Raw genomic sequence first — 20,193 nt, forward strand, 5'->3', positions numbered from 1 at the left:
GCGGTGGTCCGCGGCTACGCTCATCGGCCCCGGCATCACTGAACTGGCGCAGTTTTTCGCACATTTGCAAAAGCAAGGAGGCCCCGTATGACGCCCGACGAGATCATCGATCCGCTGCGCCCCATGCAGCACCTATCCGACACGCTGCGCAACACATTGCATCCGCATCAAGGGGGGGCGCGCGATATCGCCCCCGAAATCCCTATTTTGCTCGAGACCTGCCGATGGATGCAAGGCGCGGATCCTACGGCGCCAATCTTGACGCGCGATCTGGTCAGCTTGTGCGACTATCTCGACGCGCTCGCCGACGCCGAACCGGAGGCGATCCTCCTTGCCGATGCGCCCCGGATCGATCGCTGGTGCGCCGCCGTGATCGCCGATCTGCCAGTGCTTGTCAGCCTCGTCACGGGCCATCCCCGGTTGCGGCAGGGCGCACGCACAGTCACCTCGCCCCTTGTTCGCATCGCCCCCGACCGGGGCTGGGCACGCACCTTTTCGCGCTATTACCGGCTCGGCCGCCCCGATCAATCCGTTTTTACCGCACTGCTCGCAGAGGGCCGCTTGCATCCGGGCGCACTGCGTTTCGACATTCCAGATCTCGGGGGCTGGACCTGAAGACTCTGGGAGGGGTATCCCGTGCCCACGCCCGAATATATAGGAGACCCGATGTCCCGAGACGCCGAAATTCGTGACAAGCTTGCCCGGCTCGAGGCCCTGTTCGCGCGCGGCGCGACCGAAGGCGAGCGCGCCGCCGCCGGAGCTGCGATCGACCGCCTGCAGGCTCGCCTAGGGTCTGCGGCACCCGCCGACGAGCCGGAAACCGAGATGCAATATACTTTCCCCGACAGCTGGTCGGTGCGGATCTTCATTGCGCTCTGCCGCAAGCATGGCGTTCGTCCCTACCGCTATCCCCGACAGCGTCGCACCACAGTGATGGTCCGCGTGCGGCAGGGCGCGTTCGAAGCAACCGTCGCGGCGGAATTTCGCACGCTGCACCGCGAACTGATCGGATATTTCGACGAGATGGTCGATCACCTGATCGCTGACGCGATGCGCAGTGATGGCAACGACGAGACCCTGGAGCAACGCCAGATCGCTAAGTGAGGGAAAGCCCCGACGGCCACGCAGTCAGGGCTTCAGAACTGCCAACGGACCATAGCCGTCGAAGGCATAGGCGGGAAGGAACTGCCGACCAGCGAAATAGTGCTGCTCGATGGGGCTCATGCCCGCCTCTTCGGTGACCTGCCGCCAGTTCCGCACAATCGTTTCGACCTGGGCATCGATGATCTGGCGCGCCGTTCCGGAATCAAGCAGGAAGGCCGGGGCTGCGGCCAGGGCAAGCGTCAACTGCGCCGTCCGACGACCTTCAGCCACGATCATCGCTTGGTTCGCCTCGATGCCCGACCGCCTCTGTGGGGCGATATCGTAGGCGGGGGTGAGATGCAGATATTTTCCGTCCCAGAAGGCCGCATGATTGCGCGCATGATCGTCAGTGTTGCCTACTAGGATGTTGAAACTCAGACGCGCGAACAGTTCGCATAGGGTCTCTTTCGGCGCCGCGAATTTCTTACGAATGATGTCGGCAAGCCCGGGGTAGGAAATGTGATGGGCCACCATCTCATGCTCCTGTGTCCAGGTCAGCGCCGAGACCATCGCCCGTCGAGCCCAGGCGCCTTGGCCTGCGGCCACCCGGTCGAACCGTTCCACCAGAAGAACGTCGCGATCGAGGACCCGCGTGATCGTCACGGGAGCGGTGTCGATCCCGGCCAGCGCCGCCAGCCGCATGGCGGTGAATTCGGCCTTGACCATCGCGAAGCTGTCGTTCGTCGCGGAGAATTTTGCGATCAGCTTTCGCTCGGACGTCGCGTCGGTGATCAGCGCCTTGGGCCGCGCGCCACCGATCGAACTGCCATGCAGGACGGCCCGGTCGAGCGCGGGCGGAACCGGATCGCCAGCCTCGATCCGGTCGGCGAAATCAAGCAGATCGGCGAGGCTCGCTTCTTCGCTTTCGCGTGGCACGCAATGCGTCCCCGCAGCCTGAAAATCGAGGGCCCCGATCCGGTCTGAGCCAGAGTGCGCCATGAAGGTCATCTCGCCAAAGGCATCCTCGGCGATTTCGGCGCGCTTGTGGCCCAAGAGATCATGCACGATGACACGCCTCCCCCATCTGTCGGGCAGGGCGTCGCGCAGACTTGGCGCCAGATCGTGCCCGGGCGGCGGATCGATCATGCCCGGCTGAAGCGGCAGGTCGAGATCGAATACGGCGATCGCGTCGGGACGATCAAGGTAGCTTCGCCCATAGTTGAAGAAGATCCGCGTGCCTTCCCGCGCCACCCGCCCGGCCACGACAGGCTGCGTCGCCCCGGGCAACCAGATCCAAACGAAGAGTTCCGTGGGCTCAGAAATCATCCTTCAACTCCGGCTTGCGGGAATGGATACGACGTGGCAGCAGATCGAGCCTGCCTCGCGTCTCTGCCAGCCGACCTTCAACAGCCGCCGCGTCCCCGAAGAGTTGCAGCCCGACAAGAAATGCAGCCTCGAACACCGTGCCGATCGCCACCGTCGGCTTGCCGCTTTCCAGCGCACGCACAGTTTTTCGAGCGCAACCCAACCGATCGGCAAGATCCTGTTCGCTCCAACGCAAGAGCTTACGGCGAGCCTGAATCTCGTCGGCGAGAAGCTGCAGGCCGTGTCGGGTTGCAAGGGAGTGGGGACGAGGGTGGGTCATCGGAGGGGGCGGGCGATGTTGATTTTCGGAGCGATCATGGCGGAAAACCTGTGATCATACAATGCCCTGAAAGGGTTAAAGACTATCTAAGGAAACTATAATGTGATTTATGACTCCCAAAAGATACAATCGCACATCATCCTAAGTCCTGTTCGGATGTTGCACCACGAGACGGGAACCCGATCCGGCTCTTCCACAACGCTGGGGCCTGGGATCTGCCATCTTTCACTTCCGCCTCTAGAAAAATGCCTTGCCGCATTGCGAGAGCGCGGTTGTCGAACACCGCGCGACAAGTATTGTAAAATTTTTTTCCGAATACTCCTTGCCATTTTCGTCTGGTCGTCATAGGTGCGATGCAGAAGTGGTAAGGAAGTGCCCTAAAATGGCTACAGTAGGTCAAATGCGCGACGCGCTCTGCGCCGAATTCGGCGTGAGCCCGATGCGAATGAAAGCGCTGTCCCAAGCGCTGTCCGAGGCTTCTTTGCGCACCGAGGGAGGGGCGGGCCGAGGCGCGGCGACGATGACCGGCACCGATGTTGCCATCCATGCGATTTCCGCAATGCTGAATCTGGCCACGAAAGACGCACCAGACGTGATCCGTAGTCTGCTGGCGATGCGGCTTGTTAATTTCGCCCGCCATTTGGGGCCCAATGCACTTTGCGAATTTCCGACCCAACCCAGCGGTTCGAAACTGCTTGACGCGTTGACAACTGTTCAGCAAAAGCTCGCGATGCCTGAAGCGGAGTACCCGGTGCCGGAGACTTTTGGCGCCTTTCTTGGGCAATGGGTGGAGGGTATTCTCGACCCGACCATCGGCACCTACCCCCAGGCAACTGGAAACCGTGTGCGCCCCGCGGATGGGACCGCAACTCTCAAAATCTCGCTCAATGGCCATTACGCGACCTACACCTACGTAATCAATAGCGGATCCCATGAATTCGCAGATGATTTTGACAGGGTTGAAGCGACCTATTCTGTCGACGGGGTTCTGGCCCCAGTGCGGCTAAAATGGGAGAATATGCTTATCATCACTGACGCAGTATTCCGGCGTTTGCGCGAGATTGCGGTGGAGACGAAGAAATGATGATGCACCCGCCCATTCAAGCCGACTCGGTAGAAGAGACCGCCTCTTTCATTTTCCTCTACGCCCTCACCATCGGCATGCCGTGGGGAAAATACTGGATTATTGGGTCGGCATTGTTGCGCGCAGTTGCAAATTCCGTTTCGGTTATGGCTCCATGCCTGGCCGCGAAAAATTCGGGCGGGAAAATGCAAGTGACGTGCCGGCAACGCAACTACCGCGCCGGGGCCGTCAGCGATAAAGTCTCTTCATTCCATTTTTCGCACATGGTCGAAAAATGCATTTCTTGCAATGAGTTGGCGATCATGGCCACCTCGTTTTCGCAAGCAGGCCGGACGGCGATAGGCATAATAGCCTGATCAATCCGGTCGGCGAAACGCCGACAAACACACCACAACCATTCTGCCCAGCAATGCCCTGACCGTGGCCACGGTCGCGCTTTGCCTGAATCCTGACCTCCATCGTCATGACGGCGATGGCACAGCCCGCCTCGCAAGAGGCCTCCCATGGACCCGTAACCCGGAACCCTCGACAAGTTCGAGAAAGGAGAAGCTATGCGTGAAGAAATCTCTATCCAATTGGCGCTGTCGCTCTACCAGCGCGAAACTGCCCGCCCTGAACTCGCTCCCGCCGTCGAGATTCTCGACGCCCATGCCACCGATGCGGCCGAACTCGCGGTGGTGCTGATCAACGAATTTCTGCGGGATCCCGGCGAGATGAAGAAGGCTCTTCACCGCCGTTATGTCGCGGAAATGGGCGGCATCAATCAGCGGCGTACGACTGCGGGTCAGTCGCGGATCAAGGGCGTTTCCGCCTCCGACTTGTCCCGGATTATCGACATCGTCTCCATGTTGGGGGGCTCTCTCTATCGCGTGTTCCTGGGGCTCCCCCTGCCCCCTTACCACCCCGATCCCGGGGACGATATCGCGCAGTTCTTCTCCGAACTGCGGGGGCGCCTGATGACCGAACTGGAGGCGGCCGGCAACGGCCAATTCCCTGCGTATAAAGCGATTTCGTCGAACGGGGGGCTGTGATGCGGGGTATCCACGCCATGATCGACGCGCACCGCCAACGCATGCAGAGCGTCAAGCAAAAGCTCGGCTATATGCCGGAAAATCAGCCGCCGAAACGCGCCCCGCGTAAGGCTCCGTCGCCGTTTGAGGGTCCGAAGCCCCGGGCGGTGATCCCGGCCATTTCGGCGCGCAAGGTGATCCGCAAATCCACCGCGAGTTGCCGCCTGAGTGTGTCTGCCCGCCACGTTGGCGACGATGCCATCATGATCCGCGAGCAGGAAAGCTACCAAGAATATAGGATTTTCGTTTGCCTCGAAAACAACCCGCTGACGGAGCGTATCGACACTCAGGCTCTTCGGGTCACTTATGAGGACAAGCGGATCGACAAGGACCGGCATCACTATCCCGACCTCATCGTGCGGTTGCGCGACGATCGCAAGATCGCGGTCCTCGTCAAGCCCTGGAAGCTCTCGCAGGACAAGGAGTTCCTGACAAAGGTTGCGATGATGCGTGCCGATCTTATGCCGGAGGTGTTCGACAATATTCTGGTCCGGACGGAGCGCCATGTGACGGAGGTGCAATTCCGAAATGCTCTCCTGATCCGGAACTATCGTCGTTCGCAGGATCCTGACGCGGACCAGCAGATTGCAGCCTTCGCCGCCACCCTCGCCGACGAAATCAGCGTGCAAAGCCTGATCAACTGGACCGGCCTCGGCGAACGCGCCTTCCCGGCGGTGGTCCGCGCCATCGGCACCGGCCTCTTCTCGGTGCGCCGGGGTACGCTGATCGAACCTGACGGCTGGGTCATTCCCGTCGGCATGGCACGCGGCGACATCTGATCCCTCGCCAGATCTTCAAACGCCCAACGCCTGCGCACCCAAGCGCAGGCGACCGGGGCCCTGCACCCACATGTCACTCCACAGGTCAGCCAACACAGGAGTATGAAATGACCACATCTGTCGCCCGCGTCGTCAATCTTGAAGATCTGATCTTTATCGGCACCACGCAATACTGCATCGACGAGGTCAACGAGGCCGGGCTCTGGCTCGAAACCCTGAGTGAGCCCCGTCTGCGCAAGTTTCTGGATTTCGCGGCGTTGGAAAAGCTGCGCCTCAGCCCGGATTATCGCGTTATCAAGAGGTATTTCGCCCCTCTCCACCGGCGCGAGGGAAAACCGGCCGCTGGCAGCATCCTCACCCGTCTGGACAACGATGAGACGGAAAAGCTCAACGCCCATGTCGAAATGACCGAGTGGCTGCTCGCAAAGGAACGTGCCGGCGAAATGTCCCGCAGCGACGACAGCATGAAGGCGCAGCTTCCGGCGCTGAAGGCGCACATGGATCTCTGCGCCCGTGCGGGACGCAAAAAAAATTATCGCACGAAGCGCACCGTTTTCGATGTGCCCTCGCTCAAGACCCTGCGCAAGATGATGAACGCCTACACTGAGGCGGGGAATGACCTTCTGGCCCTCGCGCCGAAGAAAGTGACCCGACCTTCGGAGAGGCGGCTTGATCTTACGGTCGCAAAAATCTTGCGCACCGTGGTGCGCACTGAATATCAAAGTCGTCAGCGCCCGAGCGGCAACTCGGTGCTCCTGGCGGTGGAAAAAGCCATCGACGATGAAAATGCCCGCCGGAGGCAATGCGGACAAGACCAGCTTGAATACCCCTGCCTGCGGACGATCTATCGCGAGATCGACAAGCTCGATCCGCTCGAGACCTATGCCAATCGTCACGGAGAAAAGGCGGCGAAGAGCAAGTTTAAGATCACCGACACCGGTTTGATGGTCACGCGCCCTCTCGAACGCGTCGAGATCGACGAGGTCAAACTCGATGTATTGTCGATTGCAATCGACAGCGGTATCGCCGCGAAAATGACGGTCGAGCAATTGCGTGAGCTCGAGCGGACGCGCCGCTGGGCCGTAGTGGCGATCGATATCGCGACGCGCTGCATCCTTGGCATCGTCGTCACCCCGGCGCCGTCTCGTGAAGCGACGTTGCGGGTGATGGAGCAGACGACACGCGACAAAAGCGACATCGCTGCGGCGTATGGTTGCCAAAACGACTGGTGCCAAGGCGGCCGGTGGGAACTCAGCGTCATGGACAACGGGACGGGTTTCGTGCCCCAGCGCATCCGCATGGCGGCGGCCGCCATGCAGGCAAGCGTGATGTTTACCGAAGCCGGAGAACCCAGCCAACGCGGAACCATCGAACGTTTTTTCCGCACTGTCGGCACGAAAGTAATGCCGCTCCTGCCGGGACGCACCTTCTCCAATACCCAGGAACGCGGGGACTACCCGAGCGCGGAAACGGCCTGCCTCACCGATGATGAATTGACGCGTATTTTGGTCAAATGGATCGTCGATTGCTATCATCATGAGCCCCATTTCGGTTTGGGCGGCGAGACACCCGCACATGCGTGGGCGCGGCTGACGGCCAAATATCCGCTTGTCGATGACTTGTCTGGCTACGAGCGGCGGGAGGCATTCGGACGCCGCTTCCGCAGGCAAGTGACGGGCCGTGGCATCATCCTGTTCGGGATCGAGTATGCGAGCGAACTGACCGCCCATATCCACCTGCACGAGAAGAACGATGTGCTGGACTGTCGCGTCGACGAGCACAATCTGGGTTGGATTTCGGTGCTTTGGGACGGTGAATGGCACCCGCTCAAGGCGAAATGGGATTTCTTCGACGGGATCCATCTTGCCGACTGGCAGGAGACCCTGGCCGTGATGCGCGCACAGAACAAACTGCTCGCGCGAGAAAGCAGGCGCACGGTCAAAGCTGCCCTGAACAGCGTTCGCGCCATCGTCGATGCCGCGAAAACGCGCTGCAACGTCGGCCCGGACTCGCTGAACTCGAAAACTTTGATCCGCATCGAGAAGGAAATTACCCGCTCGATGAGCCACATCGATCAGAACCCCGAAGCCACCGAAGCCGCCGATGGGGCGACTCTCGGCGCGCTGTTCGAAGACGATTTCGACGATTTGCTTCGCATCGCCCCGTGCGAAGTCGCCGCCGACGCGGCGACGCCGCCCGCCTCCGCCAACGGGAACAATGACGGCCGGACCGAAGACAACGACGACGATTATGTGGAGATTTCGGAATGACGACCGCTGCACCCCGCTCCAACGAGACCCTCGAACGCATCAAGGCGGCGGCCACCAAGAACGCCGCTCTGGAAGCGAAATTCGTGCGGACCAAGCGCTATGACCATGTTTTTGAGGAAATCCTCATGTTGCATGAACAGCGCAAGGCGGCGGCAGCCACCGGAACCTTGCGCAAGGCCCGTGGACTGGCTCTCTTGGCGCCGACGGGCAGCGGCAAGACCCGCACGCTCGACGTGCTCTTCTCGGAGCTCGAAACCCTCAACGGCAAGAGCGGCCGCCCGGGCGACCGCCTCATCCTGTCGGTGAAGGTGAAAACCCCGGCCAACCTGAAGTCCGTCGGCGTCGCAATCCTGCGGGAACTCGGCTGTATCGGCCAGGAATCCCCAAAGCGTCGTGACACCGACAGCGCGTCCGACATCTGGGAGGTGATCCATTGGCAGTTGCAGCAACAGGGTGTCGAGATCCTCCATCTCGATGAAGCTCAGGATCTTTTGGAAAGCGCCAATGTTCTTCAGCGCCGCGCCGTCCTGAGCACCCTCAAGACGCTCACCCAGAACGATCAATGGCCGGTCTGTCTCGTTCTTTCGGGCACCGAGACCCTGCAGGTGCTGCTCAACGAGGATCCTCAGCTCGCGCGCCGGCTCAATGTGATCGGCATTCCTGCGCTCGCCTATGCGACTGATCGCAAGATGCTGACCAGCATCCTGACGCAGTTTGTCGAAGGGGCGAGGTTCGAAACCGGTGGGCTCGATCAGGACGCTTTTCTGCCGCGCCTGATCGCCGGTTCGGCAAATCGGCTCGGAATTTTCATGGAGCTGGTTATCGGGGCGATTGTTGCGGCGACACTTGACGGGTCTTCGAAAGTGGAACTTCGGCATTTTGCGGCAGCCTTCGAACGTCGCACGGATTGCGCCAGTGCCGAAAACCCGTTTCTGGCCGAGGACTGGCACAAGATCGATGTCTGGAAGCTTTTTGCAAAGGCGATCGACAAGCCGGAACCTGGCCGCAAGCCGCGCCGCAAGAAATCCGATCCGCCGCCGGACGACCCGTGATCGCAGGATCATCCGCTTCGACGACAAAGGCCCGATGTTCGCATCGGGCCTTTCGCATTTGTTCCTCACGCGTCCTGGAAGGCGCGCACCGCGGGCAAAAATGCCGGAGGAAATTTGCGGGCCTCATGAATGGCAATTGCGGCACTTTCTATGGCACGAAATTGCGCCTCGACGAAAGATACTCATTTTATCAATATATTACAGTATGTTAGACCGTAACGGATTCGTGATGTCCGTGAATTGCGGCAAGTCTCAATGGCACAGCACAAGGGATTTATGGTGTGTCCCTCGAACTCGCCGCAAGGACAGGAAACGCCGCAAAAGTGACACTTGCAGCTTCCGCAGTCGCGTCGAGAGGGTTTCTTGAGCCGTACGCCTCGGTTTTGAAGCGGTTCTGGCCAGAGTCCCTCGCCTGATCCGATCCTTCGGGCCCCTGATCCTACAGGATTGCGGCCCCGACGTTTTCGAAGCAAAGCAAGGAAACCAGACTTCCCCGCCGGATCCTGCCTTCAGCCCTTCCCCGCCTCCCCCTCAGGTTCGACCCCGCACCCGGCAAAGCGCCGACCTTCTATCTCGCGCGCGTCAAAGTGCTTGCTCGGCAGACCAGACCAAGCGTATTAATTACAACCATACTGCGATTCCTGAACGATACGAATAAACTTAAAGTTTAGCGCGCGTCATCTTTCGACGCGCAAATCGAGGGAAAAGTCATGAAGCATTGGGAAAAACTCTCCGTCATTCTTGCCGCATGTGCGGCGATGCCGGGACTGGCGAACGCAGCCACATATGACGGGACGGCCGCGTTCATGATCGTCATGCCGGGAGCGATCGTGAACACATTTGGCTATGCACGCTTTCCCGCTGCGACCAGTGGGACTGCGGCTTCGACCGGAAATGCCTCAGCGTCCTACACCGCAGGGACGGAAACGGTTGCAACCGGAGGTGGTGTGACGGTAAACGTCAACGGCATGGCAATCGAAGGGGAGGCCAACCCCGATGGCCACGCCCTGTCCGACACGACGGCAACGGTTGTCTTCAACCTCGCAAACCTCACGGGTTCCACAGATGTAACCCCGCCAGCACAGACCGTGGATATAATCGTGACCGGAAGCTACACCTATGCGCTTGGGGCGGGGGCCGGAGGGTGCAGTGAATGCTCCGAATCCGCACTGTCCAGATTTTCATGGAACGTGACTTTTGACGGAACTTCGATCGATTCTTTCACCGATATGGTCTCGGCCGCCTACTTCGATCCGACCATCCCCTTCGCCTATACGCTCAGCCTCGCTCCCAATTCGGTGACACGCCTGTCATTCACCGCGACCCTGGATGGCGACGCGGTCTCCTCGGCGGTGGACAAGGTTCCCGTGCCGGCGGGCGCACCTTTGCTGATCTCTGCGCTGTTCGGCATTGGAGCGATGGCGCGGCGGCGGCGCTAAGATCCGACAAGAACGACTGCCGGAAATGAACTTCGCACCCCGCGCTGACCTGACGGGTTGTCGTGGGGTGCGCTGTCTGAGGTTTCTCGCTCCATCTTTTGGTATTGGCGGGTGAGGCGATGCGGGGACGGTCATGCCTCCCACCCGCCCCTGAGACATTCCGGGGCTGCTGAAGTAAACGATCAGATCGCCTTGGCTGAAATTAGGTCATCAAACGCTTCGATGTCCCGCGCGATCAGCGCGAGGTGAGGTTCGAGGCCGGGTTCATCGCCCTTGCCGACCGGCGAGCTTCCCTCTCCGAGCTTTCATCCCGCCGAGATCCAGCGCGTCCCTGCCCCCCTCCGCAGGGCGCGACGGCGACGGCACAGGCCAAGCCCGGTCATCACCACATCCCCTCGGCCTGCCGTCGGCTCATCTGTTCCGCAAAGGAAATCGCAGCGCTGATCCTCGACGGCAAACTGACGAAGATCAGTCGGCACACCGGGCGCGAGGGCGATCTCGCGGTGCTCGTCAATGTCCGGGAAATTCGCCCGCTCCTGCGGCGAGCCACGGCGACGGGTCTCACCGTGGAGCAGGCGGCGGAGCGCTTGGGCGTCACCCAGGCTCAGATGCGCGCGACGATCCGAGATGGCGTGATGAAGGCAGGATGTTGGTGCTGTTGCAGTTCAACGGGCTGGGCTTCAGCGCCTTGCACCTCGTCTGGCTCTTCCTGCTCTGTGAAGTCGCGGGGATCGCCACCAATCTTGGCGCGGGCTGGCTCGCTGCCCGCTTCGGCCTGGCCGCCACGCTTTACGCCGGGCTTGGGCTGCAGGTCGCGGCCCTTGCCCAACTCGATCCGGGCTGGTCAATCCCCGCCTCGGTCACTTTCGTGATGGCGGTGCAGAGCGTTTCGGGCGTCGCCAAGGATCTGGCGAAGATGTCATCAAAATCGGCGGTGAAACTGCTGGCGCCGAGCGGCGACGGCGGGCTTATCGCTTGGGTGGCGGCGCTCACCGGCTCAAAGAACGCGGTGAAGGGGCTCGGTTTCTTCCTTGGCGCTGCGCTCTTGGAACTTGTCGGCTTCAAACCGGCGATCTGGGGCATGGCGGGCTATCTCGTGCCGATCCCCTTCGCGCTGTCCCTCGCCGTGCGGATCACCCCCGCGCCCGCCCCTTGGCCGACCGCCACGATCCTCATCGGGCTTTTCGCCTTCGGCCTCGTCTTTGTCGTCAATTCCTCGGGGCATTCCTATCTGATCCTCGCCTTTGGCGATGCCAGACGGATCACTCGCGCGCAGGCTGGCGCGGGGCTGACCGGGCCTTATGCGCCTTGACGCATGGGATGCGCCGGGGCGAATATGCGCCAAAGCGCAAAAGGTGTTCGATGATTCTGTCTGTCCTCACCGCTCTGGCCGAGCCGACCCGTCTGGCGGCGATCCTGCGTCTGGCTGATGGGCGCGAGCATTGCGTCTGCGAGTTGATGGCGGCGCTGGACGCCACGCAAAGCCGGATGTCGCGGCACATGCAGGCGCTGAAACAGGCGGGGTTGGTGGTGGACCGGCGCGACGCGCAATGGGTGCGCTATCGGTTGAACCCGGAGATGCCGCCCGAAATCCGTGCCGTGCTGAGGGCCGTTCTCGACGCGGCGGCCGCAACCGAGAGGAGCGCCGCATGAGCGATCACACCGTCTCGACCCGTCCGGCCCCCGACTGGCTGTGGCATCTGGGATTGCTGGCGGCCCTTGTGCTTCGGGGGGTGATCTACCGTCAGCTTGCGCCCCTGTCCGAGCGGCTCACCGCGCTTTTGCCGATCAACCGTCATAGCGCCACCGGCGAAGCCATCGCGTTTTTCCTTTATGACGTGCCCAAGGTGATGCTGCTGCTGACGCTCATCGTCTTTGCCATGGGGGTGGTGCGCAGCTGGTTTGCGCCCGAACGCACCCGCGCCCTTCTGGCGGGGCGGCGCGAGGGCGTGGGCAATGTGCTGGCCGCAGCTTTGGGGGTGGTGACGCCGTTCTGCTCCTGCTCGGCGGTGCCGCTGTTCATCGGGCTGGTCTCGGCAGGCGTGCCCTTGGGCGTCACCTTTTCCTTCCTGATCTCGGCGCCGATGGTGAACGAGGTCGCCTTGGTGCTGCTTTTCGGTCTGGTCGGCTGGCAGGTGGCGGCAGTGTATTTCGGCTTCGGGCTGGCCGTCGCCATCGTCTCGGGCTGGGTGATCGGGCGGCTGCATCTGGAGGGCTGGTTGCAGGACTGGGTGCGTGACATCCACTCCGGCGCCGCCCTGCCCGAAGCGTTCGAGAGCGACCGGCTGAGCCTGATCGACCGTTACCGTCTGGGATTTGCGGCGCTGCGCGAGATCGTCGGCCGGGTCTGGATCTGGATCCTCGCCGGGATCGGCACGGGGGCGCTGATCCACGGCTATGTGCCCGAAGATCTGATGGCGCGGATCATGGGGGCGGAGGCCTGGTGGTCGGTGCCCGCCGCTGTGGCGATCGGCATTCCGATGTATACCAATGCCGCGGGCGTGATCCCGATCGTCGAGGCGCTTCTGGACAAGGGCGCCGCCTTGGGCACGGTGCTCGCCTTCATGATGTCGGTGATCGCGCTGAGCCTGCCCGAGATGATCATCCTGAAACAGGTGCTGAGCCTGCGGCTGATCGCGGTTTTCGTCGCCGTGGTGGGCAGCGGCATTCTGGCCGTGGGGTATCTCTTCAACGTTCTGTTCTGAAAGGACAAAACATGGAAATCAAGGTTCTGGGCACGGGCTGCGCCAAGTGCAAGGCCACCGCCGATCTGATTGCCGAGGTGGCGGCCGAGGCAGGCAAGAAGGTCGAGATCGTCAAGGTCGAGGAGATGCGCCAGATCGTCGGCTATGGCGTGATGGCGACGCCCGCCGTGGTGGTGGCGGAAAAGGTCGTTCACAAGGGCTCGGTGCCGAGCCGGGCGCAAATCCTGACTTGGCTGGCATGAGGAGACGATGATGACCGAACAAAAAGACCTGCCCGAGGCCCGCGAAGCCTGCCCGACCTCGTCGCAAAAGCTCTTGGCCGAGGGGGCGCTGCTGGTCGATGTGCGCGAGGCCGACGAGGTGGCGGCCTGCGGTTTTGCAGGCTGCGAGGTGATGCCTCTGCCGCTGAGCCAATTCGAGGCCCGCTTTGCCGAGATCCCGCGCGAGCGCGAGGTGATCCTCGCCTGCGCCACGGGCGATCGCAGCCTGAAGGCCACCTATTTCCTGCTTTATCAGGACTATACGAAGGTGACGAACATGAAACACGGGCTCGCCCGCTGGGTCGCGCGGGGTTTTCCGATTACCGGAACTGCCGCAGCCGTCAGCTCGGGCGGCTGCGGTTGCGGCTCGGGCAATTGCTGCTGAGGCAGAGGCGCAGAGCAGACTGGACCGGCGCCGTCACCGGCCCGGAGCGGCAAGGATCAGGTCGGTCTCGGGCAGCACCGAACAGGCGCGCACCCGGCCGCTGACCAAGGCGCCCGAGCGCAGGTCACGGGCCTGTCCGGACAGGATCGTGACCGCGCAAAGCCCGCATTCTCCGGCGCGGCATGCGCTGTCGGGGGCGATGCCGCCCTGTTCCAGCGCCTCGATCAGCGAACCGATCGGGCCGGGGCGAAAGGTTTTCTCGCCCATCGTCACAAGGACGCCCCGGTCCTCGGCGGCCAGCGCCAGCGAAAACGCCTCGATGTGCAGCCGATCGGGCGCCAGCCCCGCTTCCAGAAGCCCCGCGCGCAGATCCTCGGTCAAACCCGCCCCGGCGCAGAGCATCACATGGGCCTGCGGCGCCAGATCGGCCAGCACATCGGCCGCAGTCAGGCGGGGGCCGTCGCCGGTCAGCCGGGGCCGATACCGAAAGCCGCCCGCACGGGCCGAAAGCCGGGCAAAGCTCTCGCGCCAGAGCAATTCCCCTGCCGTGCGGGCGCTATGATGCAGCACCACCGGCGCGGCCCAGGGGGCGGCGGCGCGTTCGGCGATCAGCGCGCGAAACGGGGTGATGCCGATCCCGCCTGCCAGCAAAACCAGCGGCGCGCGGGGATCGGGGTCGGTGAAGCGACCGCGCGGGGGCGAGACGGTCAGCCGCCGCAGCGGCCGGGCAAGGCGGTGCAGCGCGGCGCTTGCCGCGGCCCCCTTGCGGATCGCCAGCGTGTAGCACAGGGGAAAGCGGCTCCAGCCCGCCAGCGAATAGGCCCGGCGCAGCACCCGGCCATCGGGCATCGGCACCGAGACCATCACATGCTGCCCGGCGGCGTGGCGCACCAGGAGCCCCGGCCAGCCGATCAGCCAGAGCCGAAACAGATCGGGCGTCGGATCGTCGCGCCAAAGCACGATCAGCCGCAACCCGGTCGTGGCCCGTCGCGCCGCCGCCCCGCGCGCCCAGGCCCGCAGCCCGGCCCCGAGGCTCCAAAGCGCCACCCCGACCGGCACGGCCAGCACCAGCCACGCGACAAGCGCCCCGGTCATGCGCCGCAAACCGGGTCGGGGCGGGCGGCGGCCTCGGCCTGACGCGCCCGCGCCGCCGCGGCACGGCGCCACACGACGATCCCGCTCAGCCCGAGGATCAGCATCGCCCCGCCAAGGGCGTCGATCCAGATCCATTCCCGCGCCGCGCCAAAGATCGCCTTGCCGGTGTGCAGATCCATCACCAGCTTTTCCAGCGTGTAGGGCGGGGCTTCGCCGGCGGCCATCCCGGCGGCAAGGGGCGCGGCAAAGTCCGGCGCGCGGCGCGGCGTGCCGGCCGCATCGATGCGCCAGACCCCGGCCTCGGAACTGGCCAGAACCTGATCGCCCTGAACCGTCAGGGCCTTGAAATCCTCCTGCACCAGACGCCGCCAGGTGCCATCGGTGCCGCGCAGATAGAGCCCCTCGCGCGCCGCGGCAAGCCAGCGCCCCGAGCCAAGCCGCGCCAGATCGCGCAGATCGGCGCGCAGATCGGCGGACCGCGCCGTCCCGCCCGGCTCGGCCCGCATCAGCCCGTATTTCGTGGCGTAAAGCAATGCGCCATCGTCATCTTGCGCCACCGCCCGCAGCTCGTAGCGATGCGCCAGCCCCTGCGCATCGGCGGCGGTCGCGCCGAACCGGGGCAGATGCACCCTGCCGGTGCCCAGACTGCCGTGATGCGCGATCAAGATCGCGGTGCCGCCCACGATCAGAAACGGCACGATCAGCACGACCGAAACCCAAGTGTGGAGTTTGCGCAGGCTCATCGATGTCTTTCCTTGCTGCGGGCGGGGGCATCCCGCGCCGATCCGGCCTTCAGAAGCGGCGGGTCACGCCGAGGGTGACAAGCGAAGGCCCGGTCTCGCGGGTGACATCGCCATTTGCGGCATGGGTGACGCGCGCGCCCTCCAGCACGTTCTCGCCCAGCAGATACAACTCGGTGCCGTTGTCGAAATCGTAGCTGACCTTGAGATCGAGCGTGTCTTCCGACTCGCGCCAGTCGGTGCCGCTGTCGCCCACCGCGGGCAGCTTGCCGGTGTAGTTGTAGGCGGCCATCAAGATCAACCGCTCGCTCGGGTCAGTCCATTCGACAAAGACATCGCCCCAGAAATTCGGCTGTTCCTTGAACTTGCGCGTCGCCCCGGTGACCGCCACATGCAGCTTCGAACTGGCCCAGTTTTCATTGGCGCCAAGGGTGAAGCCGCGCAGAACCGGGCTTTCCAGATGCGCCAGGCTGATGCGCTGCGTCAGCGACACGCCCGAGGTGGTGCCATCGCCCACATTCTGCGCCGAAACCACCGTCTTGCCGTCGCGGATCTCGCCGGTTGCGGTGCCTTCCTCGATCACCCCCTTGATGTTGCGGTGCCACAGTCCGAAAACCAGTTCGGCATGATCACCCTTGAAGGTCAGGTCGAGATCGTAGGTATTGGCCGGCTGCGGATCGAGATCGGGGTTGCCCACCGTCAGCGTGCTGCCCGAGGTGGTTTCGAACGGGGCGAGCAGGTCGAATTTCGGCCTGTTGACCGACCGCCCGAGCCCCCCTGAAAGCGTCCAGCGGTCATTGATCTGCCAGCTTGCCGCCAGCGAGGGCAGCAGATCGCGGGCCTTGCCCTCGGCGCGCAGGCCCGAGCCGATCGAGGTTCCCTCGAGCGTCACTGCCTCGAAGCGCAGGCCGGGTTTCAGCGTCACCGTCCCGCCCAGATCGAATTTGCCCATGACATAGGCCGCGCGGTAGCTTTCGTCGAGCGCGTAGCTTTCCTTGCCGGTGGCCACGGCGCCATTCGACACCTTGGTCTTGTCGCGGCTCTTGTCACGCAGGGCGAGACCGAATTTCAGCTCGCCCGCGACGGCGCCCAGATGGATCGGCGTCTTGGCGTCGACCTCCAGGGTGCGGTTCACGTCGGCCTTGTCCTCGGTCTCCAGCTTGCCTGTCCCCGCGCCTGCGGCGGTCGTGGTGGTGGTTGCGGCGGTCTTGTCCTCGTCGCCGCGCATGTAGCCTGCCCGTGCCTCGATGTCGAAGCCGCCGATCTGCTCGCCCCAAGACAGGGTGGCGCCGCGCGTCTGTTTCGTCTTGTCCTCGGCGCCCGTCTCGGAGCCGTTGAACGCGCCGTCAGCCGTCAGCTTCTGCAGGTCCTTCGTCTTTTCCTCGGTCTGATCCAGATAGACCGGCTTGAAGCGAAAGGTGCCGATCTCGCTGCGCCACATCACATCGCCCAGAAATTCCCGCGCGGGCTGGGGCTTTTCCTCCAGCGTGCGTTCGACCGCCCCCGAGGGCGAAGTCTTGACCTTGGTCTTCGAGGCGCCGTCACGGGCGATGTTGATCACCGCCTGCGCACCGAAATCGGCGGTGAACATGCCGCCGATATGGCCCGAAATCCCGAAATTCCCAATCCCGTCCGAGGTTTGCCCGCCCCGAACCGAAAGCGTCCGGGTCAGGGTTTCGGGGATGTCCTTGCTGTGCAGGATCACCTTGCCTGCGATACCGTCGGTCTCCATGTCGGCGGTTTTCGTGCGCACCACCTCGACCTGGTCGATCATCGCCACCGGGAAACGGTCAAGGTTGAACTCCCGTTTCTCGCCGCCGTCGGGCAGTTGATAGCCGTCGACCAGCGTGCGGGTGTATTCCTTGTCGAGGCCCATGATCCGGGCGTCCTTGTCCTCGCCCGGGCCGCCGCCGGTGGTGATCGTCGGCAAGCGCTTGATCAGCGCATTGGCCCGCGCTCCGGTGGGCAGGCGGTCGAATTGCGAGGCGTCAAGCGTCGCGCCCGGCAGGTCGGCACGCCCGACACCGCGGCCAAGACATTCGGGGCGGGTATCGGCCTCGGCCCGGGCCGCGCCGCGCGGCAGGCAATGGGCGGCGCTGGTGCCGTTCACGAGGATCGTGTCGAGGGCGAACACCCCGGCCGCATCGGGGCCGGCCTCTTCAGCGGTGGCGTGAAAACCCGGCAAGATCAAAACCGTGCTCAGCAAGAGAAAACGCGTCTACCCCATCCCTGGGCGCTCTGGCCCATGTTCGATTCCGTGGTGAGGCCCTGGCGGTCTGGCTTGAGCAGGACCGCGATCAATTATCCGACAGAAAAAGTCAAGTATTCGCGATGCCACCGAGGCCAAGGATTGGTTTTTTCCTGACGCCTGCCTAAATGGGGCGCATGACCGCCGCGCCCTTGCCCCCCGCCCCCGCCCCTGCTCTCGTCCTCGATGCCCTCAGCCGCCGCTTTGGCGCGGTGACGGCGCTCGAGACCATCTCGCTGTCCCTCGCCGAGGGCGAAATCCTGTGTCTGCTGGGCGCTTCGGGCTGCGGGAAATCGACGCTGCTGCGGCTGATCGCCGGGATCGAGCGGCCCGACAGCGGCACCGTCACCCTGTCCGGGCGGGTGCTGTCGGGGCCGGGGGTCTTCGTCGAGCCCGAGGCGCGCGGCATCGGCTTCATGTTTCAGGATTACGCGCTCTTTCCGCATCTGAGCGTGGCCGAGAACGTCGCCTTCGGGCTGCGCGGGCAACCGCGCGGGCAGGTGCAGGCCCGGGTGGCCGAGGTGCTGGCGGTGGCGGGCGTCGGCTCTCTGGCCGAGCGTTACCCGCACATGCTTTCGGGCGGCGAAAGCCAGCGCGTGGCGCTGGCGCGGGCTTTGGCGCCAAGACCCGGCCTTTTGTTGATGGACGAGCCGTTTTCGAACCTCGATCAGGGGCTGCGCGAAACCGTCCGGGCCGAGACGCTGGCGCTGTTGCGGCAGATGCGGGTGGGGGCGATCATCGTCACCCATGACCCCGCCGAGGCTTTGGCGGTGGCGGACCGGCTGGCGCTGATGCATCGCGGCCGGATCGAGGCGCTGGCCGAGCCGCGCCAGGTTTATCATTCCCCGCCAACGCTTTATGCCGCGCGCTTTCTGGGGCCGGGCACCGCCTTGCCCGGGGTGGTGCGGGGCGGTGTGCTGGCCACGCCGCTGGGCCGCTTTGACGCGCCGGATCTGGCCGAGGGGGCGGCGGCGGTGGCGTTTTTCCGCCCGCAGGCGCTTTCGCTGTGCGACCCGGCCGAGGGGGCGGCGGCGCGGGTGACGGCTTGCGCCTTTCTGGGCGCACAGGAGCGGCTCTCCCTGCGGCTCGAAGAAAGCGGGGCCGAGGTGCAGCTTGATCTGCCCGCCGCTCAGCCCCCGCGCGCCCTCTCGCGCATCGGCGTGCGGCTTGACCCGGACGCGGTGCGGGTCTTTGGCCCTTCGGCGCAAATGTGACTGAAACACTCATATTTAATTATTGACCAAATCAGTATGGCATGGCATCCGGGGCAGGCCCCTTGCGGGCGACATGACCTTTTCCGCCCCGGAGGCTCTGCCATGACCCTTTCCCTGCGCGCTCTGCTGGCCACCACGCTGCTCTGCGCCCCCGCAACCCTCAGCGCGGCCGAGCTCAACCTTTACACCTCGCGCGAGCCGAAGCTGGTCGAGCCGCTGCTGGCCGCCTTCACCGCCGAAACCGGGATCACGGTCACCACGGTGTTCCTGAAAGACGGTCTGGCCGAGCGGGTCGCGGCCGAGGGCGCCGCCTCGCCCGCCGATGTGCTGATGGCGGTCGATGTCGGCAACATGGCCGATCTGGCCGACAAGGGTCTGACGCAAGCCATTGACTCGGAAGCAGTTCTGGCGGCGGTGCCCGCGGCGTTGCGCGATCCGGCCAATCAATGGGTGGCGCTCTCGATGCGGGCGCGTGTCGTCTATGCCGCCAAGGATCTGGGCCTGAGCGCGATCACCTATGAAGATCTGGCCGATCCGAAATGGGCGGGCAAGATCTGCATCCGCTCGGGCCAGCACCCCTACAACACCGGGCTTTTTGCCGCCTATCTGGCGCATCACGGGGCGGAAGCGACCGAGACCTGGCTGGCCGGTCTCAAGGCGAACCTTGCGCGCAAGCCGGGCGGCGGCGATCGCGATGGCGCCAAGGACATTCTGGGCGGCATCTGCGACATCGCCGTGGCGAATTCCTATTACGTCGGGTTGATGCGCACCAACGAAAAGGAACCCGAGCAAAAGGCCTGGGGCGAGGCGATCACCGTGCTGCTGCCCACGTTCAAGGACGGCGGCACGCATGTGAACATCTCCGGCGCGGCGATTGCGAAACACGCGCCGCACAAGGCCGAGGCGGTGCAGCTGCTCGAATATCTCACCTCGGAACCGGCGCAAAAGCTCTATGCCGAGGCGAATTTCGAATATCCGGTCCGCGCGGGGGCCGCGCTTGCGCCGATCGTCGCCTCCTTCGGCCCGCTTGCCGTCGATCCGCTGCCGCTGACCGAGGTGGTCAAGGCGCGCAAGGCGGCAAGCGAACTGGTCGACAAGGTCGGTTTCGAGAACTGAGCCCGGCC

20 protein-coding genes and 1 pseudogene are annotated in these 20,193 nt (G+C 63.7%); 16 read left to right on the forward strand and 5 right to left on the reverse strand.

What is annotated here, in order from left to right:
- The first annotated feature begins 87 nt into the window (after positions 1–87).
- A complete protein-coding gene (locus C8J30_RS14275) occupies positions 88–615 on the forward strand; it encodes a DUF6634 family protein (RefSeq protein WP_110806518.1) in 528 nt (175 codons plus the stop codon).
- A 51-nt stretch (positions 616–666) separates the two neighbouring features.
- Complete coding sequence (locus tag C8J30_RS14280) at positions 667–1,104, forward strand: hypothetical protein (RefSeq protein ID WP_110806519.1); 438 nt, start codon at positions 667–669, stop codon at positions 1,102–1,104.
- Positions 1,105–1,128: 24 nt separating this feature from the next.
- Here C8J30_RS14280 and C8J30_RS14285 read toward each other — a convergent pair whose 3' ends face one another.
- On the reverse strand, positions 1,129–2,409 hold the full coding sequence (locus C8J30_RS14285; RefSeq protein ID WP_110806520.1) for a type II toxin-antitoxin system HipA family toxin: 1,281 nt from the start codon (positions 2,407–2,409) through the stop codon (positions 1,129–1,131).
- Positions 2,399–2,728, reverse strand: a complete 330-nt coding sequence (locus C8J30_RS14290) for a helix-turn-helix domain-containing protein (RefSeq protein ID WP_110806521.1) — start codon at positions 2,726–2,728, stop codon at positions 2,399–2,401. Before C8J30_RS14290 ends, C8J30_RS14285 begins: the two co-directional genes overlap by 11 nt.
- A gap of 400 nt (positions 2,729–3,128) precedes the next feature.
- Here C8J30_RS14290 and C8J30_RS14295 point away from each other — a divergent pair, with 400 nt between their 5' ends.
- The 12 genes and pseudogenes from C8J30_RS14295 to C8J30_RS14350 all read left to right on the forward strand — a co-directional run bounded on the left by C8J30_RS14295 (position 3,129) and on the right by C8J30_RS14350 (position 13,772).
- Positions 3,129–3,812 (forward strand): hypothetical protein, encoded by a 684-nt coding sequence (locus C8J30_RS14295; RefSeq protein ID WP_110806522.1) that lies wholly within the window; start codon positions 3,129–3,131, stop codon positions 3,810–3,812.
- A complete protein-coding gene (locus tag C8J30_RS14300; protein WP_110806523.1) occupies positions 3,809–4,168 on the forward strand; it encodes a hypothetical protein in 360 nt (119 codons plus the stop codon). Before C8J30_RS14295 ends, C8J30_RS14300 begins: the two co-directional genes overlap by 4 nt.
- A gap of 195 nt (positions 4,169–4,363) precedes the next feature.
- A complete protein-coding gene (locus C8J30_RS14305; RefSeq protein ID WP_110806524.1) occupies positions 4,364–4,843 on the forward strand; it encodes a hypothetical protein in 480 nt (159 codons plus the stop codon).
- Positions 4,844–4,860: 17 nt separating this feature from the next.
- Positions 4,861–5,661: a hypothetical protein gene (locus C8J30_RS14310; RefSeq protein ID WP_220033756.1), complete on the forward strand. Its 801-nt coding sequence runs from the start codon at positions 4,861–4,863 to the stop codon at positions 5,659–5,661.
- A gap of 107 nt (positions 5,662–5,768) precedes the next feature.
- Positions 5,769–7,931 (forward strand): DDE-type integrase/transposase/recombinase, encoded by a 2,163-nt coding sequence (locus tag C8J30_RS14315; protein WP_110806526.1) that lies wholly within the window; start codon positions 5,769–5,771, stop codon positions 7,929–7,931.
- Positions 7,928–8,983: a TniB family NTP-binding protein gene (locus C8J30_RS14320; protein ID WP_110806527.1), complete on the forward strand. Its 1,056-nt coding sequence runs from the start codon at positions 7,928–7,930 to the stop codon at positions 8,981–8,983. The genes C8J30_RS14315 and C8J30_RS14320 overlap by 4 nt, the downstream gene beginning before the upstream one ends.
- 710 nt (positions 8,984–9,693) lie before the next feature.
- The gene (locus C8J30_RS14325; RefSeq protein WP_110806528.1) at positions 9,694–10,422 is read left to right on the forward strand and encodes a VPLPA-CTERM sorting domain-containing protein; all 729 of its coding nucleotides are present in this window, start codon (positions 9,694–9,696) and stop codon (positions 10,420–10,422) included.
- A gap of 643 nt (positions 10,423–11,065) precedes the next feature.
- Positions 11,066–11,545: pseudogene (locus C8J30_RS14330) on the forward strand (organoarsenical effux MFS transporter ArsJ); the annotation flags it as partial.
- Between the two features lie 239 nt (positions 11,546–11,784).
- A complete protein-coding gene (locus C8J30_RS14335; protein WP_110806596.1) occupies positions 11,785–12,075 on the forward strand; it encodes an ArsR/SmtB family transcription factor in 291 nt (96 codons plus the stop codon).
- Positions 12,072–13,127 carry a permease gene (locus C8J30_RS14340; RefSeq protein WP_110806529.1) on the forward strand — a complete coding sequence of 352 codons (1,056 nt, stop codon included), beginning with the start codon at positions 12,072–12,074 and terminating at the stop codon, positions 13,125–13,127. The genes C8J30_RS14335 and C8J30_RS14340 overlap by 4 nt, the downstream gene beginning before the upstream one ends.
- A gap of 11 nt (positions 13,128–13,138) precedes the next feature.
- Complete coding sequence (locus C8J30_RS14345; RefSeq protein WP_110806530.1) at positions 13,139–13,369, forward strand: thioredoxin family protein; 231 nt, start codon at positions 13,139–13,141, stop codon at positions 13,367–13,369.
- A gap of 10 nt (positions 13,370–13,379) precedes the next feature.
- A complete protein-coding gene (locus C8J30_RS14350; protein WP_110806597.1) occupies positions 13,380–13,772 on the forward strand; it encodes a rhodanese-like domain-containing protein in 393 nt (130 codons plus the stop codon).
- A 33-nt stretch (positions 13,773–13,805) separates the two neighbouring features.
- Here the strand turns inward: C8J30_RS14350 and C8J30_RS14355 are convergent, their stop codons facing one another.
- The 3 genes from C8J30_RS14355 to C8J30_RS14365 are packed head-to-tail and all read right to left on the reverse strand — an operon-like array spanning position 13,806 to position 17,792.
- Positions 13,806–14,867: a 2Fe-2S iron-sulfur cluster-binding protein gene (locus C8J30_RS14355; RefSeq protein ID WP_110806531.1), complete on the reverse strand. Its 1,062-nt coding sequence runs from the start codon at positions 14,865–14,867 to the stop codon at positions 13,806–13,808.
- Positions 14,864–15,652 (reverse strand): PepSY domain-containing protein, encoded by a 789-nt coding sequence (locus C8J30_RS14360; RefSeq protein ID WP_281269382.1) that lies wholly within the window; start codon positions 15,650–15,652, stop codon positions 14,864–14,866. Before C8J30_RS14360 ends, C8J30_RS14355 begins: the two co-directional genes overlap by 4 nt.
- A gap of 7 nt (positions 15,653–15,659) precedes the next feature.
- On the reverse strand, positions 15,660–17,792 hold the full coding sequence (locus C8J30_RS14365) for a TonB-dependent receptor plug domain-containing protein (protein ID WP_181420896.1): 2,133 nt from the start codon (positions 17,790–17,792) through the stop codon (positions 15,660–15,662).
- Positions 17,793–17,983: 191 nt separating this feature from the next.
- Between C8J30_RS14365 and C8J30_RS14370 the strand changes: the two genes are divergently transcribed.
- Positions 17,984–19,069 (forward strand): ABC transporter ATP-binding protein, encoded by a 1,086-nt coding sequence (locus tag C8J30_RS14370; protein ID WP_245909833.1) that lies wholly within the window; start codon positions 17,984–17,986, stop codon positions 19,067–19,069.
- Positions 19,070–19,171: 102 nt separating this feature from the next.
- Positions 19,172–20,185 (forward strand): extracellular solute-binding protein, encoded by a 1,014-nt coding sequence (locus C8J30_RS14375; protein WP_110806534.1) that lies wholly within the window; start codon positions 19,172–19,174, stop codon positions 20,183–20,185.
- Positions 20,186–20,193 lie beyond the last annotated feature (8 nt).

This window comes from Rhodobacter viridis, assembly GCF_003217355.1.
GTDB lineage: Bacteria > Pseudomonadota > Alphaproteobacteria > Rhodobacterales > Rhodobacteraceae > Rhodobacter > Rhodobacter viridis.

Coding starts and splice junctions, on each gene's coding strand:
- C8J30_RS14305 (WP_110806524.1), top strand. CDS start 4,364: ATGCGTGAAGAAATCTCTATCCAATTGGCGCTGTCGCTCTACCAGCGC.
- C8J30_RS14295 (WP_110806522.1), top strand. CDS start 3,129: ATGCGCGACGCGCTCTGCGCCGAATTCGGCGTGAGCCCGATGCGAATG.
- C8J30_RS14320 (WP_110806527.1), top strand. CDS start 7,928: ATGACGACCGCTGCACCCCGCTCCAACGAGACCCTCGAACGCATCAAG.
- C8J30_RS14315 (WP_110806526.1), top strand. CDS start 5,769: ATGACCACATCTGTCGCCCGCGTCGTCAATCTTGAAGATCTGATCTTT.
- C8J30_RS14300 (WP_110806523.1), top strand. CDS start 3,809: ATGATGATGCACCCGCCCATTCAAGCCGACTCGGTAGAAGAGACCGCC.
- C8J30_RS14290 (WP_110806521.1), bottom strand. CDS start 2,728: ATGACCCACCCTCGTCCCCACTCCCTTGCAACCCGACACGGCCTGCAG.
- C8J30_RS14285 (WP_110806520.1), bottom strand. CDS start 2,409: ATGATTTCTGAGCCCACGGAACTCTTCGTTTGGATCTGGTTGCCCGGG.
- C8J30_RS14375 (WP_110806534.1), top strand. CDS start 19,172: ATGACCCTTTCCCTGCGCGCTCTGCTGGCCACCACGCTGCTCTGCGCC.
- C8J30_RS14310 (WP_220033756.1), top strand. CDS start 4,861: ATGATCGACGCGCACCGCCAACGCATGCAGAGCGTCAAGCAAAAGCTC.
- C8J30_RS14340 (WP_110806529.1), top strand. CDS start 12,072: ATGAGCGATCACACCGTCTCGACCCGTCCGGCCCCCGACTGGCTGTGG.
- C8J30_RS14345 (WP_110806530.1), top strand. CDS start 13,139: ATGGAAATCAAGGTTCTGGGCACGGGCTGCGCCAAGTGCAAGGCCACC.
- C8J30_RS14275 (WP_110806518.1), top strand. CDS start 88: ATGACGCCCGACGAGATCATCGATCCGCTGCGCCCCATGCAGCACCTA.
- C8J30_RS14370 (WP_245909833.1), top strand. CDS start 17,984: ATGGGGCGCATGACCGCCGCGCCCTTGCCCCCCGCCCCCGCCCCTGCT.
- C8J30_RS14335 (WP_110806596.1), top strand. CDS start 11,785: ATGATTCTGTCTGTCCTCACCGCTCTGGCCGAGCCGACCCGTCTGGCG.
- C8J30_RS14325 (WP_110806528.1), top strand. CDS start 9,694: ATGAAGCATTGGGAAAAACTCTCCGTCATTCTTGCCGCATGTGCGGCG.
- C8J30_RS14350 (WP_110806597.1), top strand. CDS start 13,380: ATGACCGAACAAAAAGACCTGCCCGAGGCCCGCGAAGCCTGCCCGACC.
- C8J30_RS14280 (WP_110806519.1), top strand. CDS start 667: ATGTCCCGAGACGCCGAAATTCGTGACAAGCTTGCCCGGCTCGAGGCC.
- C8J30_RS14355 (WP_110806531.1), bottom strand. CDS start 14,867: ATGACCGGGGCGCTTGTCGCGTGGCTGGTGCTGGCCGTGCCGGTCGGG.